Origin of the sequence: Dyadobacter chenwenxiniae, from assembly GCF_022869785.1 — a bacterium.
Taxonomy (GTDB): Bacteria; Bacteroidota; Bacteroidia; order Cytophagales; family Spirosomataceae; genus Dyadobacter; species Dyadobacter chenwenxiniae.
In genome coordinates this window covers 5036216-5051929 of record NZ_CP094997.1, presented here as the reverse complement: position 1 = coordinate 5051929, position 15714 = coordinate 5036216, and the positions used below count along the sequence as shown (strand labels likewise).

Genomic DNA, 15714 nt, shown 5'->3' with positions numbered 1-15714 from the left:
CGCAATTAAGGGTTAACTGTCTTTCCAACAGCATTGAAGGATGCGAAAATACCAAGTCCTCCTTCAATGTTGGTGTAAACCAGTGTTGGCTCCACAAACGGATTGTCATCATTATTTTCGAGCGAGCGCTTGAATTTATAATAATGCTCATCTATGCACATCACTTCTACTCGCACATCCCGCAGACGTGGATCATTGTCCAGTGTTCGCTCAACGCCTTTTTTGTCGAGATAGGAAATTATTCTTCTGGGTATTGAATAAATGACGTGTGCCGGGGCATTAAATTTAATTCCATCCAGATTGATGTCATTGTAGACCGCTCTGTAATAAGAATACATATCATAACGGTACGTATAGCGAAAGGGAGTAATGTCACCTGTTTCAGGATAGAACCTCGGCACAGTTTCTTCGAGGGTATATGCGCCGCGAACAGCATAAAAGTTGCTTTGCCCCTTTACATCTTCCCAGGAAAACCGGAAGCTGGCCAACGAATCAGTTCCATATCCGGCCCAGGCCTTTTCAATATTCAGGTCCATTACTTTTACCGCGTTGAAAGGGACTGTGCATTTTGCTTTGACAATCCTTTTTCCATCATTAACCGTTAATGTGTAGGTTTTACCAGCGACAATCTTGAATGCGCTGCTGTCCGCAGCATAATGCTTCAAAGAATCGTCGAAGATCAGCCGCACCTGGCTTACATCGTCGGCCAGAATCACCTCCGCATTTTCAACAAATACCGGATTATAATTTGCCGGGCCGAAGAGTGGTTGGGATTCTGTAATAATGGCTTCAAAACGAGGGGTTTGTGGTGATATGTAACAAGAAACAGCCAGTTTGGCCTCAACTTTCGGGAGCTTATCCTGATCAAGGTCATTCACGAGGCTCTCGCAACCGCACAACAGACCCATGCACAGCAGCAGGAGGAAAAGCACGGGCTTACAAGTATATTTTGTGGTCTTAGTAAAGCACATTTTCGTTTAAAATTTAAAATTATAGCTAAAAGACGGAAGCACCGGGAACAGCGAATAACGCGACAGCACATTGATCCGTTGACTAGGGTCTTTGGGGTCTTTCTTACTATCAATGTTATAGAAAAACGGATTCCTACGGTTATATGCATTGTACAAGCCGAATTCCCAGGTTCGCTCATGCCGCTTTTTCTTCTTATGGAACTGAATGGCAATATCCATCCGGTGATATGGTTCTGCCCGAAAACTGTTTTTCTCGCCGTATTCGTTGGTGACATAACCGTTATTGGCCGGTACACCCCAATTGTTAGGCACAAAGCGGTTTTCATACGTCATGAACTTCGAAATCGGGATCGTAAGCGCATTTCCTGTTCCGTAAACCCATGTTGCCGATAATGTAATCCGTTTGCTGAGTTCGTAAATCCCTACCACGGAAAGATCATGGCGACGGTCGTAACGGGGATAAAAGGTTTTACCAAAATTAAGTTCAGGGAACTTCCATTGCGTCCACGACAATGTATAGCCAATCCAGCCCGACAGCTTTCCTGTTTTCTTCTGCACCATGAACTCGGCTCCGTAAGACCAGCCTTTGCCCGTGGTAATATTGTCTTCCCAATTCAGCTCGTTCGCGTTTTCTCCATCTAAACTGATAAATGACGAGCCTTCCTTGTAGCTGATAATGTTTCCCATTTTCTTGTAGTATCCTTCCAAAGTCAGCGCGAGGCCGGGCTTTTCAAGGTCTTTTGCGAAGCCAAATGCGACCTGGCTGGATTGCTGTGGCGCAACCCTGTCGGTGGTCGGCACCCAAAGATCCGTAGGTAAACCGAGTCCGGTGTTGCTTAAAAGATGCACATACTGGTTCATTTTGGCATAAGAGGCCTTGACAGAAAAGTCCTTTGCCAGTTTTAATGCTGCCGAAACCCTCGGCTCCGGGCGCACATATACTTTCGAATTGGTCTCAAAAAGACTTAGCCGGAAACCGCCGTTGACCTTCAATGCTGTAAACGGCTGCCAGGTGTCTTCGATGTATGCGCCTGCCTCCATGGTGTTGATAGGCTTGGCTTGCAGATCTATCTCATTATCAGCAAAATCACCATCCAGCGCAAGCGCCGAGGGGACGAACCGGTGAGAAGTGATTTGCGCACCGAATTTTACGCTGTGTTTCGCGTTGAGATAATAGTCGAAATCTGTTTTTAAGCTGTAATCGCGGATCAGGCTATTGTATTTTAAACTAAACTCATCCTTCAAAACACCGTTTTCATACTGCTTGTCGTTGGAGAAGATGTTGAAATTGAAATGGCTGTAAATCAATGAGGTGTTTACAAAAAGCTTTTGGTTGATCAAATGATTCCATCGTAATGTTGCCGTAGCATTGCCCCAGTTAAGCCCCGACTTATTCTCACTATCCGAGCTCTTTTCCCGGACATTAAACTTGTCGCGACCGAAATAGCCACTCACATACAACTTGTTTTTCGCGCCGAAATCATAGTTCACTTTTGCATTCAAATCATAAAAAAAGTATCCCGGCTTCACCTTGCTGTCGTTGCCAGCCTGCTGCTGCGCGATCAATGGTGCGGCCAGCACGTCTATGTATGTACGTCGTGCGGAAATAAGGAATGAAGCTTTTTTCTTTGCCAGTGGCCCTTCCAGCGTCAGCCGCGAAGAAATAAGTCCAATGCCGCCCTCTCCGTGCAGCTTTTCCTTGCTCCCTTCTTTCATATTCATTTCAACAACAGAAGAAAGCCGCCCGCCATAGCGCGCCGGAAAGCCACCTTTTGTGAGCTCCACACTTTTGAGCGCGTCGCTGTTGAAGACGGAGAAAAAGCCGAAAAGATGGCTGGCGTTATACACAACCGCATCGTCCAGGATGATCAGATTCTGGTCGGGGCCGCCTCCGCGCACGTACAAGCCCGTTTGGCCTTCGGTTCCTTTCTGAACGCCCGGCATAAGCTGCAACACGCGTATTACGTCTTTTTCGCCAAAAAATGCAGGGATTTTCTTAATCTGGGAAATGGGAATTTCAATCTGGCTCATCTGCACCGATTCGCTCACCTTTTCATCCTGCCGCTTACCTGAAATGATCACTTCATCCAACTGATTAACCGCGGACAAAGTAATGTCAATCTGCTGATTAACAGCATTTCCGATCCGGACTTCTTGTCGTTCATAACCCACGAAGGAGTAGGAAACGGAGATAGAATCAGATTTTGGAACAGTCAGCGAATAGAAGCCATAAGTGTTTGTAACGGTCCCTGTCGTAGAATTTTGGATGTAAACATTCACGCCCGGCAGCAGTTCCAGACTTCCCTTTTCACGCACGAAACCACTGATGGTGACCTGTTCCTGAGCGAAAGCCTGAAGAGAAATGGTGAAAAGGAGTAGTAACTGGTAAAACGGTTTAAGCATACAGAGGGTAAGGTTAAAATTCGTTAACGCTCGGTGACATATTATGGTATAATAAAAAAATAATTTAACCATTTCAAGATTTTCCTAAACGATGTCGATAGGGATTACGAAGAAATCCGAGTTTCTGACGCAGGCATGAGAAGGATTTTATGCTTTGGCAAAACGATCATAAACTACATGGAGCTTCCAAATAATCAATTGTATTGACCGATGGCTAATTGAAGCGGGATGAGAGTTGGGTAAAACTTAACTTACCAATTGAACACTTTTACAATTCTGTGTAAGTCTGAGACGTAGCGAACCAACTTTTATCACGAAAAACATGATCACGAATTATTTCAAAATCGCGTCCCGCAACTTATGGAGACACCGCGGATTTTCGGCAATTAATATATTGGGACTGGCTACCGGAATGTCTGCGTGTTTGCTAATCTGTCTGTATGTGAGTTTCGAGTTGAGTTATGACAAGTTTCACTCGAAGGCGAACCGGATATATAGAGTTGTGACAGATGTTGAGACGATCGGTGAAACGAGTCATAAGGGTTCCAGTTGGGCATACGGACCTGCTATGTTAAAGGATTTTCCTGAAATTGAATCCTTCGTGCGTTTAAGCCGGGTCAGCTTTCTTGTGAGAAAAGGGGACGCTAAATTTCAGGAAGAAAAAACACTGTTTGCGGACTCGACCCTTTTTAAGGTCTTTGATTTTAAATTAATAAGCGGTAACCCTCAAACGGCGCTCAGGGATCCGTTAAGCATTGTTTTTACACAAACGGCGGCCCGAAAGTACTTTGGAGACAGCGATCCGGTGGGGCAGAGCGTGCTGCTGGATGCGGAGGGACTTGTCGCAAATGTGACGGGAATTGTACAGGATTTGCCCGGTAATTCTCAAATTAAAGCAAATATGTTTTTGTCAGCATCGACAATGAAACGATACAAGCCCGATGCTGACAGTGAGTGGGAGGCCTTTGAACCAATGACGTATTTGCTTTTGAAGCCAAATACGTCTGCTGAAATGCTTTCCCGGAAATTTCCCGCGTTTCTGGAGCATTATGCCGGCAAGATCATGAGCGAACAAAAGCTGAATTATTCAGTTTCGCTCGAGCCATTGCGCGACGTATATCTGCACGCGAAATACATTGGAGGTTTTGAAACGGGAAATGCTTCCTACGTATACGTTTTTACGGCAGTTGCGGTATTTACAATGCTTATTGCATGCATCAACTTCGTCAATTTAACGACCGCACGTTCTGTTGAGCGTGCCAAGGAAGTAGGGATGCGCAAAGTAGTAGGCGCAGGGAGGTCGAGGATTGCACAACAATTTATCAGTGAATCCGTCCTGATTTGCCTGTTTGCTTTTATAGTTTCAGTATTCCTGACCGCTTTGCTGATTCCTCATTTTAATGACCTTGCCGGGAAGAAAATTAGCCTGGGGATTATTAACGACTACTTGTTTGTGGTGGCGTTCTTTATTGTTGCCATTGGGATAGGCGTGTTGGCGGGCATTTATCCGGCGTTGGTTTTATCTTCATTTCAGCCTGCACTGGTTTTGAAAGGGCAATTTAAGCATAGCCGGAAGGGTGTGTTCCTGCGAAAAGCATTGGTTATAAGCCAGTTTGCAATTTCTATTACGCTGATGATCGGAACATTGATTATTTATATTCAAATGAATTACATGCAAAACAAGGATCTCGGATTCAGTAAAAACCAGATCCTTGTTTTGGATACTGACGCAGATCCCAACAAAGAAGTTTTGAGGCATGCGCTGTCAAACATTCACGGAGCTGTTGCAGCTTCCCGTTCTTCTAGCATTCCTGGAAGCAGATATCAAAATACATCTTCCCAGATTGAAAGTTCCGGCGGAGATTTTCAAACAGCCGGGTTGCACGAGTTTTTGACAGACTTCGATTTTATAGATTTATATAAAATGAAAATGGTTGCCGGAAGGCAGTTTTCAAAGGAATTCGCAACCGATAGTGCGAAAGCAATGATCATTAATGAAACTGCTGCAAAACTTTTTGGATATGCGGATCCTAAACTTGCTATTGGAAAGCGGTTCAGGCAATCCGGAGTTGACGGCGAGATAATCGGAGTTATCAAAGATTTTCACTTTCAATCATTGGAGGAAAGCGTTCAGCCTCTGGCCATGCGCATTGAACCAGTGTATTGCAATTTGGTTTCGGTAAAAGTTTCGCCTGCCGATTTATTCCAAACATTAAAATCAATTGAAGAGCAATGGAACAAACTGATGCCAAACAGACCCTTCGGTTATTTCTTTATGAATGAATATTTCGATCGTCAATATCGTAGTCAGCAGCAATTCAAAGCGCTTTTTATGAACTTCGCTTTTTTAACGATCTTCATTTCCTGCCTGGGGTTGATTGGACTAAGTTCTTATGCAGCAGTGCAGCGAAAAAAGGAGGTTGGCGTGCGGAAAGTCCTCGGCGGGTCTACGGCCAGCATTGTGCTCTTATTTTATAAAGATTTTGTTGGATTAGTTTTCGCTGCATTCCTAATTGCTTCTCCTGTGGCTTACTATGCAGGCCAAAAATGGTTAGAAAGTTTTGCATATAGGACTGAAATTCCACTATGGATTTTCATAGTGGTCGCTTCGCTGACTATGGTTATTGCTATCATTACAACAAGCTTTCAAAGTGTCAGGGCAGCCATTGAGAATCCGGTAAAGGTCTTAAAGACCTAATTAAGTGCCTGATTCAGCTCTTGGAATTTCTATTATTTATTGCTGTTTAAGTAAAGCTATCGCTCATATCCTTGGGCGATAGCTCTGCTTTAGACAAGGCCAGCCTCCGTTTTTTTTCTTACAAATTTGCCCATCTCACACATTTCATATTATCTTTGTTGCTAAGATATTTAGTTAATAAGATAAAAATGGAAGACGACTTACTCAAAAAAATCAGGAAGCTGAGCCAGCATTATGCATATATATCCCTTCAAATGCATGAGGCCGTCGCCCGGCGGGCCGGTCTTTCCGGGACGGACCATAAATACCTGGGGTTCCTGATGGAGAAAGGGCAGATGACCGCGGGCGAGCTCTCGACATTAACGGGCCTTACAACGGGCGCAGTAACCGGTTTGATAGACCGGTTTGAAAAGAAAGATCTGGTAAGGAGACGCTTTGCCGCGGAAGACAGGCGCAAAGTGATTATTGAACCGAACACAGAAAACATTATGCTGTTGCTGGCACCGCTCTACGAAGAATTTCGAAGCAGATCGGAAAAATTAATCGCTTCGTTTTCGGACGAAGAGAGCACGATCATTGAAACCTATTTTGAAAAGGCCATTGAAATAATGACCGAGGCAACAGATCAACTCAACAACAAACAATCATAAATACTTTTAGCCCATGGAAAATAAGAGCGCATACATTGTTGGTTTAGAAGAAGTGGATAAGACAAAGCTTGCTTTGGTCGGAGGCAAAGGCGCCAACTTGGGAGAACTGTCCGGAATCGAGGGCCTGAAAGTGCCGGCTGGTTTTTGTATTACTACCGAAGCTTATAAAGAAATAGTTGAAAACAATGCGGAAGTCAGCAGCCTATTGGCCGCCTTAACGGATCTGAAAGTTGATGACAGGGGAAAGATCAGTGAAGTCAGCGGGAAAATTCGCGCGGCCATTGAGAACATAGCCATTCCAAAAAATGTAGCGGATGAAATGGCTGCCTATCTGGCAAAATTTGATAAGAAAGATGCCTTTGCTGTACGGTCCAGCGCTACGGCTGAGGATCTTCCGACGGCTTCCTTCGCGGGCCAGCAGGACACATATCTAAACGTTACGGGCGAAGAGGAGGTCCTTTTGCATATCAGCAAATGCTGGGCGTCCCTGTTTACGGACCGTGCGGTAACCTATCGCATTCAAACAGCCGGGTCGGCAGTGCTATTCGATCATCGCAAAGTGCGGCTGTCGATAATTGTTCAGCAAATGGTTTTCTCTGAGGTGGCCGGAATTATGTTTACCGCGGACCCGATTTCGGCAAACAGGAAGGTCATATCCATTGATGCCAGTTTCGGCCTTGGCGAGGTGCTGGTTTCAGGACTCGTGAATGCGGATAATTATAAAGTCCTGAATGGTCAGGTTTTTGAGAAAAAAATATCAAACAAAAAGTTATCTATCAATGTCGTAGCTGGCGGCGGCACGCGGGAGCAGGAGATTGAAATCGAACGGCAGGACAAACAAGCGCTGACAGATGAACAGATTTTGGAGCTTGCGGACATCGGCAGAAAGATCGAAGCGCATTTCGGCAGCCCGCAGGATATTGAATGGTGCCTGGCTGGCGGCACATTTTATGTGGTTCAAAGCCGTCCGATCACTACTTTGTTCCCCATTCCTGAGGCTAATGATGCGAAAAACGCTGTGGGTTGCCCGCACGTGTATGTGTCTGTGGGCCACCAGCAGATGATGACGGATGCCATGAAACCGTTAGGATTGTCCTTTTTCCTGTCGTTAAGCCCCGGCAGAATGTGCACAGCCGGCGGCAGGTTGTTTGTGGACGTTGCCAAAGAACTGGCTTCACCAGTCTCCAGGAACATTATATTGAATACTACATTAGGAAAATCGGATCCGCTGAGCAAGGATGCACTGTTAACTATTCTCGAGCGGAAGGATTTTATAGAAGTGCTGCCAGCAGAGAATCCAATTGGAAAGGATCAGACAGAAACAGCTGACAATCCATCACAAAATGCTAAGAAACGTTCAGCCAATCCCCCAATTGCTTCGGAAACGGCCACTTCGGTAACCAACGCTTCGGAAATGACGGCTTCGGTTGAGGTCGTCAACGAGTTGATTGAACGGAGCGAGCAGTTGGTAGAAGAGCTGAAACAGCGCATTCAAAACAAGACTGGCGCCGATTTAATCGATTTTATTCTGGAAGATATCCAGGAATGGAGAAAATACTTGTTTGACCCACGAAGCTACGGCATACTCATGGCCGGTATAAATGCAATGTCATGGGCGAATGAGAAAATGAATGAATGGCTGGGCGAAAAAAACGCAGCAGACACGCTTTCCCAATCCGTCCCCAACAATGTTACTTCCGAAATGGGACTGGCGCTGTTGGACGTGGCAGATGCGATACGCCCTTACCCCGAAGTAATTGCCTATTTACAAAACGTAAAAGACGAGAATTTTCTGGAAGCATTGCCCTCATTGAAGGGAGGCCGGGAGACGCGGGCTGCTATCGGTGCTTTTCTGGAAAAATACGGAATGCGCTGTGCCGGGGAGATAGATATTACCAGAACGCGCTGGGCCGAAAAGCCTGCTACGCTTATCCCGGTCATTCTTGGGAACATTAAAAATTTCACACAGCACGCCAGCATCCGGAAGTTTGAGCAGGGAAAACAGGAAGCATTGAAGAAGGAGCAAGAGCTGTTAAGTAGATTGCGGCAGTTACCAGACGGAGAGCACAAAGCCAAAGAAACGAAGCAAAGGATCGACATGATCCGAAATCTAGTCGGTTACCGCGAGTATCCGAAATATGGCTTGGTGAGCAGGTCTTTTGTTTACAGGACAGCGCTGTTGAAAGAAGCCGAACGACTTGTCCAGGCGAAAGTTCTTCATGAAAAAGAGGATATATATTATCTCAACCTGGCAGAACTCGCACAAGTTATCCATTCCAACGAGCTGGATCACGAGATAATCAGTCAACGGAAAGAAGATTTTAAAAGGTTTGAAAAATTGACGCCCCCGCGTGTGATGACCAGTGACGGTGAGATCATTACAGGTCGTTACAAGCGCGAAAATATTCCTGCGGGCACCATTGTCGGCCTGGCGGTTTCCTCCGGAGTGATCGAAGGACGGGCACGTGTCATTCTGAACATGGAAGATGCTGATATAGAGGAAGGAGATATTCTGGTTACCACATTCACAGATCCCAGCTGGACACCATTGTTTGTCTCGATAAAAGGCCTCATTACCGAAGTGGGAGGGATAATGACCCACGGGGCAGTCATCGCCCGCGAATACGGTTTGCCAGCAGTAGTAGGCGTGGAGCATGCCACGAAGGTGATCAAAGACGGGCAGCGGATCCGGGTAAACGGCACGGAAGGTTGGGTAGAGATCATTTAGCAGCGGATGAAGTGCAATGTCATTATTTACAGAGTAGCGGGTCAGGGAATGCTGCTTTTTAAAAAATAATCAATAACCTGACCCCTACGATGAAATACACACTCTTGATAATTTTGGCATTTTGCACACTTTTGGCGCAAGCCCAGGACAAAAATGAGCCCGGCAACGCAGTCATCACTTCTGAAAAGGGGGAAATTCAAGTGTCTGTTGATGAAAATGGCAGACTGCATGTGAATGTATCTCCCGAGGATCTTCGGAAATTCAAGGCTGCCGGATTTGTCCGTTACAGCAACTTCGGCGCCAAGGGGGATGGGAAAACGGATGATATTGATTTCCTGGCCGCAACCCACGCATTTGCCAACCTGCACGGCCTGCCTGTTAAAGCTGACGATCACGCTACATATTACATCGGGCCAAAACACCGGACGGTGATAATTGAAACAGACACTGATTTTGGTAAGGCCGCATTCCTGATTGATGATACTGAAGTGGAAAAACGGGATGCCTCCATCTTTATGATCAGTTCAAGCCTTAAACCATTTAAACTGGACAAAATCACCTCGCTAAAAAGGGATCAGAAAAAAATAGACGCGCCTCTGCCCGGCCCATGCCTGATCACAGTGACGAATTCGAATGTAAAGCAATATATCCGTTTTGGTCTCAATCAAAACAATGGCTCTTCGCAGACCGATATTTTCGTTGTTGATAAAAACGGCAATGTAGATATGAACGCACCAATCATTTGGGATTTTGATGAAATCACGGAAATTACTGCACTTCCTATTGATGAAAAACCATTGAAGGTAAGCGGAGGGCGTTTCACTACAATTGCCAATAAAGCCGAATCAAAGTACACCTATTATAGCAGAAACCTGACAATCAGGCGATCTCATGTGATCATTGACGGCGTGGAACACCGCATTGAAGGCGAAGGAGATCACGGAGCACCTTACGGAGGCTTTCTTACCATTAACGACTGCGCCTATGTAACGGTAAAAAACTCCATCCTGACCGGGCACAAAACATACAGCACCATCGGCACAGCCGGCAAGCCTGTATCCATGGGCTCTTACGATCTTTCCGTGAACCGCGCTTTGCATGTCTCTTTTGTTAACTGCACGCAAACCAATGATATCAATGATAGTAAATATTGGGGTATTCTGGGTTCCAATTTCTGCAAAAACCTGCTTTATGACCATTGCACACTTTCTCGTTTCGACGCGCATCAAGGTGTAGCCAATGCCACCATCCGCAACTCAACCCTCGGGCATATGGGAATTAATGCGATTGGCAGTGGGTTGTTATTGGTAGAAAATTCAACGATCCGCGGCAAGAATATCGTTAACCTGCGCTCCGATTATGGCAGCACATGGCAAGGCGAGCTGGTGATCCGCGACTGCGTTTTTGTGCCTGCGGATGGCAAACCGGTCAGCGCCGCTTTAATAGGGGGCTCCAACTCCGGGCAACATGATTTCGGCTACACCTCTTATATGCCGGAGAGAATCGTCATCGAAAATCTTCGTATTGACGACGCCCGGCATCCGGCAAACTACCAGGGTCCCACTATCTTCGCCAATTTCAATTCGGACATGACAGACGAATCCGATCAGGAGAAATTTCCTTATATCAAGACCAGTGAAGTTATTCTTAAAAACGTGACGACTGCGAGTGGAAAACCTGTGCGGGTTAGTGATAATGCTTTTATGTTCAAAAATGTAAAAGTGAATGTTGTACGGTGACCATTGGCCGTTTGTCCATTACTTTATTTGCCTCTGTTCCTGATCACAGGATATTTGAAAACAGTAACTGACCGTCATTTCTTTCCTGCGAGCCCTCCGGAAAGCCAGGGTTTCAGCAATTTTGTAACTTGGGGCATCACGATCCAGGTAAGCAGGCCAACCATACACCCCGCCACAATGAGTGTTCTGAAAGCAGGGTGAAGTCCTTGCATATAAGGAACCAGAGCATAGGACAGAAAAAGGCTGGTAGGAAAAACGCCGCAAAGCGTTGCTACTGCCATTTTCCATTTAGGAGGAGCGCCGGGCGAGCGGAACCAGGCTTCAAGACCGGTAAGCTCGCGATAAACCGGTTCTTCGGTTAGTGTCGAGGCATAAGCATCCCAATCTTTGAAGAGCTTCGAATTGTAAAAAGCATCGCGCTCCGCCTTGTCCGCGAATGTCCGCAGTATACCAATGTCGCGGTTATCACTGCCCGGGAGCGCAGTGATCATTGCCGCACCATGAACGCCGCCGTGCAGAAAAGAATCTCCCAGAAAACGCCGCAACGCATCCTTGAATTCTTCTTCTTTTCCGGGAAGCACTTTGCGGGTAATAGCGACGTGGATGGGCATATGGGTATTAATGATGTTTGTAAAAATCGTTGAATACAAAAATACAAATCAGACTTAGTTTCTGCCTTGATGCATTGACTTCCGAATATAAACATAGCGCCTTTGTAATTATTTGAAAAAATACCGGCCGGGAAATATATTATCACTATAATCCGGAAAAATGAAAGAGGTTGCGATTTGGCCGGATCGCTTGCGCAAGATGTGGGACGGCAACTTTAATCAGTTAGACAATTTCGATTTACATGTCCATACGCAACAGTCCTTTTTCGAGGCCTTTATCCAGGAACCGGCTGGTCTACGGATCACTTACAGGCGGTGCAATGCTTACTGGTTTTTTGTCGCGGCATATGCTTGGGCAATATTCATTTATTAAGCTCTATGTCGGCGATGTATTATGGGCCATGATGGTGTTTTTCGGCTTTGCTTTTATTTTTTGTAAATGGTCAACATGGAGGGTGGCGGCGGCTGCACTCGCATTTTCAGTATGCATTGAGCTCAGTCAGTTGTACCATGCGCCGTGGATTGATGGTCTTCGAAGGACGCCATTGGGAGGAATGATACTGGGTTTTACATTCGTGTGGAGCGACCTGCTTTGTTATGGTTTGGGAATCGGGTTTGGAGTGATTGTCGAAGTTTGTCTTTTTCAAACCGGACACAACACCCGTGGTTTCTGGCGGTGATAACTGCGATTTTATTGGTTTAAAATAAGAAACGCACCCGCAAACTTTGCATAGATATTAGAAACAGCCTTTTGATCTTTTTATACCCGATCAGGGGCAGCTGGTAATCAATACCGCATCCACCATAAACGTTCAAGCCTTCATCTGCCAATGCCTTCGAGTCTTTCCTGGTTTATTTTTCCAATGCTTTTAACATCATTTTGATATTCCCAATCACCATTGCTGCGTCATCTCGATGCACAAAATGCCCGCTGTTGCTTAAATAAATCAGTGCGCCACCTTTGCTGGAAGAATGAATAAAGCGTCTCCATCTTAGCATATTGAAGCTATTTTTTACTTCGAAAAACCGCTCATGATCATAATCTTTACTCCGGCGTTCTATTGGAACTTCAAGCTTTCCGCCGACAAAAAACAAGATGGGCACCTGAGGAACGGGTAAACTGCTTATCTCAGCGAAGTCGGTTTTTCGGAGATCTGTTAAAACCTGGCCTTCGCTCCACGCGGCGTAGCGGGACGAATCGGGTTTTGAAGGAGTGTATAATCGCTTTAAGAGCATTTCATCAATTCGCTTTTCAGACACGCCGATCTCCCTGAAGATTTGATTCCAGTCCGCTTTTGTTTCCGTAAAATCTGCCGGATCAACAAATACGAGCCCTGCCACATCATTGGGATAATATCCTGCGAAAGCCCGCACATAAACGCCACCCATGGAGTGACCGACCAATATATACGGCGGTTCTATTTTCAATTCCTTTAAAAGCAATCTGAGATTCGTTGCTATCTTCTGAGGAGTGGGCAACTGAAAAACCTTATCCGATTTCTCCACGCCCTGCCTGTCATAGAGAAAAACAGGAACATTACTCGCCAGGGAATCTGTTATGGTATTCCAATTTCCAAGCCCCATACCCATGCCATTTTCAAAAACCAACACCGGCTGACCTGGTTTTCTCAGCTGTAAACTTCTTGTCAGGACGTGGTAATTCATGCTGCTTACCTTCACCATTTTTTCTTGCGAAAAAGCGGAGAGCGCGGATGCCAGCAGCGTTAGAATGGCCAGGATTTTTATAGACATTAACATCCGGAATACTCCGGCCGGAAAAGTCCATTAAGGGCGGCGATTGTTTTTTCTACAATCTTTCTCCCGTCTTGCAGTTCAATGTAAGGGTTTGGATCGTCAGCGTAAATCTCCTGTATTACTCCCTCGGCACGTTCCAGTCCGTTGATGTCCAGAATCATTTCCGCTTTTGCTCCACGGTTTTTGCAATCGATCAGCATTTCCATAAAGCTCTCATTTACTGATAATGTCGTGCGTAAGTCCATATATTTTAGTTGATTATCTGCTTATTAAAATAGGTAAGTAGGACGTAATGTCTTTATTTAAAAACGATCCTGATTAACAATTGATTCAACATTGTTGGTCAATAATCGTATCATCGTACCTTTGCGGCTTCATAAAATGAGAAGATGATTACAGTTGAAAATTTGGCCGTTGAATTTAGCGGATCTGTCCTTTTTAGCGAAGTTTCCTTCGTTATTAATCCTACTGATAAAATTGCCCTGATGGGTAAGAATGGAGCGGGGAAATCCACCATGATGAAAATTATTGCGGGTGAACAAAAAGCCAATCGCGGCCATGTACGTGCACCCAAAGACGCCGTAATTGCATATTTACCCCAACATTTACTCACAGAAGATAACTGCACCGTTTTCGAGGAAGCAGCCAAAGCCTTCAAGCAGGTTTTTGAAATGCGTGCCGAAATGGAAAAGCTCAATCTGGCGCTCGAAACCCGCACCGATTACGAGAGCGATGAATATATGGCAATCATCGAGCAGGTTACTGAAATTGGTGAAAAATATTATCAGCTCGAAGAAGTCAATTACGACGCAGAGGTTGAAAAAGCCTTGAAAGGTTTGGGTTTCAAGCCAGAAGATTTTCAGCGTCAAACCAAGGAATTTAGCGGAGGTTGGCGGATGCGCATTGAGCTTGCCAAAATACTATTGCAAAAGCCAGACCTTATCTTGCTGGATGAGCCTACCAACCATATTGACATTGAATCCGTAATGTGGCTGGAAGATTTTTTGGTGAATAAGGCCAATGCGGTAATGGTTATTTCCCACGACCGTGCCTTCATCGACAATATTACCAACCGTACGATCGAGGTAACAATGGGCCGGATTTTTGACTATAAAGCCAACTATTCACATTACTTGGTGCTGCGTGAGGAGCGCAGGTCACACCAGGTGAAGGCATATCAGGAACAGCAGAAAATGATTGCGGACAACATGCAATTCATCGAACGCTTCCGCGGCACATATTCTAAAACCAACCAGGTGTCCTCCCGCGAACGCATGCTGGAAAAACTGGAAATTATTGAAATTGATGAAATAGACAATTCAGCACTGAAACTTCGTTTTCCGCCTTCGCCAAGGTCAGGCGACTACCCAGTGACGGTGAAAGATGTGTCAAAATCTTACGGGGATCAGGTTGTGTTCAAAAATGCCAGCATGACCATTTCGAGAGGGGAAAAAGTATCGTTTGTAGGCCGGAATGGTGAAGGAAAGTCTACGATGATCAAGGCGATCATGGGCCAGATAGACGTGGACGGAACCTGCCAGCTTGGGCATAATGTGAAGGTCGGCTATTTTGCCCAAAACCAGGCATCCTTATTAGATCCCAATCTGACGATTTTTCAAACGGTTGACGAAGTCGCAGAAGGAGATGTAAGAACCCAGATCAAAAATATTTTGGGCGCCTTCATGTTCCAGGGTGAAGATATCGACAAAAAAGTAAGTGTATTATCAGGCGGAGAAAAAACGCGGCTCGCCATGGTGAAGTTGCTCCTGGAACCCGTAAACCTGCTGATTCTCGATGAGCCCACGAACCATTTGGATTTAAAGTCGAAGGATGTTTTGAAAGAAGCACTTAGGAACTTCGACGGAACGCTGGTGCTGGTCTCTCACGATCGTGACTTTTTACAAGGTCTGTCTCAAAAAGTCTTTGAGTTTAAGGATAAACGGGTGATTGAGCATTTTGAAACTATTGATGCGTTTTTGGAGCGGAATAGGATTAAGAGTATTGCGGATTTGCAGTTGGCGAAGTAGGGGTTTTGGGAAAACTTAGGTAAATATATCGCTTGATTTTCTTCGGGAGGTCTAACAATATCCACTTACACTAGACAAACAACTAGTTGGATAATATTCCGCTAAATTGTTATTTTCACGGGAAATTGTAAC

The 15714-nt window shown here is 45.3% G+C and carries 11 protein-coding genes; 6 read left to right on the top strand and 5 right to left on the bottom strand.

Translation table 11 applies throughout. The features are described from left to right. Positions 1–5 precede the first annotated feature (5 nt). A complete protein-coding gene (locus MUK70_RS21555) occupies positions 6–971 on the bottom strand; it encodes a DUF4249 domain-containing protein (RefSeq protein ID WP_244784491.1) in 966 nt (321 codons plus the stop codon). 6 nt (positions 972–977) lie between these two features. Beyond that, positions 978–3374, bottom strand: coding sequence for a TonB-dependent receptor (locus tag MUK70_RS21550; RefSeq protein WP_234655085.1), 2397 nt, complete (start codon positions 3372–3374; stop codon positions 978–980). Between the two features lie 322 nt (positions 3375–3696). Between MUK70_RS21550 and MUK70_RS21545 the strand changes: the two genes are divergently transcribed. The 4 genes from MUK70_RS21545 to MUK70_RS21530 all read left to right on the top strand — a co-directional run bounded on the left by MUK70_RS21545 (position 3697) and on the right by MUK70_RS21530 (position 11189). Next, positions 3697–6072 carry an ABC transporter permease gene (locus MUK70_RS21545; protein WP_234655084.1) on the top strand — a complete coding sequence of 792 codons (2376 nt, stop codon included), beginning with the start codon at positions 3697–3699 and terminating at the stop codon, positions 6070–6072. 188 nt (positions 6073–6260) lie between these two features. Then, positions 6261–6722: a MarR family winged helix-turn-helix transcriptional regulator gene (locus tag MUK70_RS21540; RefSeq protein ID WP_234655083.1), complete on the top strand. Its 462-nt coding sequence runs from the start codon at positions 6261–6263 to the stop codon at positions 6720–6722. Positions 6723–6735: 13 nt separating this feature from the next. Continuing rightward, a complete protein-coding gene (gene ppsA / locus MUK70_RS21535; protein ID WP_234655082.1) occupies positions 6736–9450 on the top strand; it encodes a phosphoenolpyruvate synthase in 2715 nt (904 codons plus the stop codon). 89 nt (positions 9451–9539) lie between these two features. After that, positions 9540–11189, top strand: a complete 1650-nt coding sequence (locus MUK70_RS21530) for a hypothetical protein (RefSeq protein WP_234655081.1) — start codon at positions 9540–9542, stop codon at positions 11187–11189. A 74-nt stretch (positions 11190–11263) separates the two neighbouring features. Here the strand turns inward: MUK70_RS21530 and MUK70_RS21525 are convergent, their stop codons facing one another. Continuing rightward, positions 11264–11800, bottom strand: coding sequence for a putative antibiotic biosynthesis monooxygenase (locus MUK70_RS21525; protein WP_234602945.1), 537 nt, complete (start codon positions 11798–11800; stop codon positions 11264–11266). Between the two features lie 242 nt (positions 11801–12042). Between MUK70_RS21525 and MUK70_RS21520 the strand changes: the two genes are divergently transcribed. Beyond that, positions 12043–12480: a ribosomal maturation YjgA family protein gene (locus MUK70_RS21520; protein WP_234655080.1), complete on the top strand. Its 438-nt coding sequence runs from the start codon at positions 12043–12045 to the stop codon at positions 12478–12480. 172 nt (positions 12481–12652) lie between these two features. Here MUK70_RS21520 and MUK70_RS21515 read toward each other — a convergent pair whose 3' ends face one another. Both MUK70_RS21515 and MUK70_RS21510 read right to left on the bottom strand, forming a co-directional pair. Beyond that, on the bottom strand, positions 12653–13552 hold the full coding sequence (locus MUK70_RS21515; RefSeq protein WP_234655079.1) for an alpha/beta fold hydrolase: 900 nt from the start codon (positions 13550–13552) through the stop codon (positions 12653–12655). Then, entirely contained in the window at positions 13552–13800 is a 249-nt protein-coding gene (locus tag MUK70_RS21510; RefSeq protein WP_234602939.1) for a hypothetical protein, read from the bottom strand. Before MUK70_RS21510 ends, MUK70_RS21515 begins: the two co-directional genes overlap by 1 nt. 144 nt (positions 13801–13944) lie before the next feature. Here MUK70_RS21510 and MUK70_RS21505 point away from each other — a divergent pair, with 144 nt between their 5' ends. Continuing rightward, positions 13945–15582 (top strand): ABC-F family ATP-binding cassette domain-containing protein, encoded by a 1638-nt coding sequence (locus MUK70_RS21505; protein ID WP_234655078.1) that lies wholly within the window; start codon positions 13945–13947, stop codon positions 15580–15582. The last annotated feature ends 132 nt before the right edge of the window (positions 15583–15714 follow it).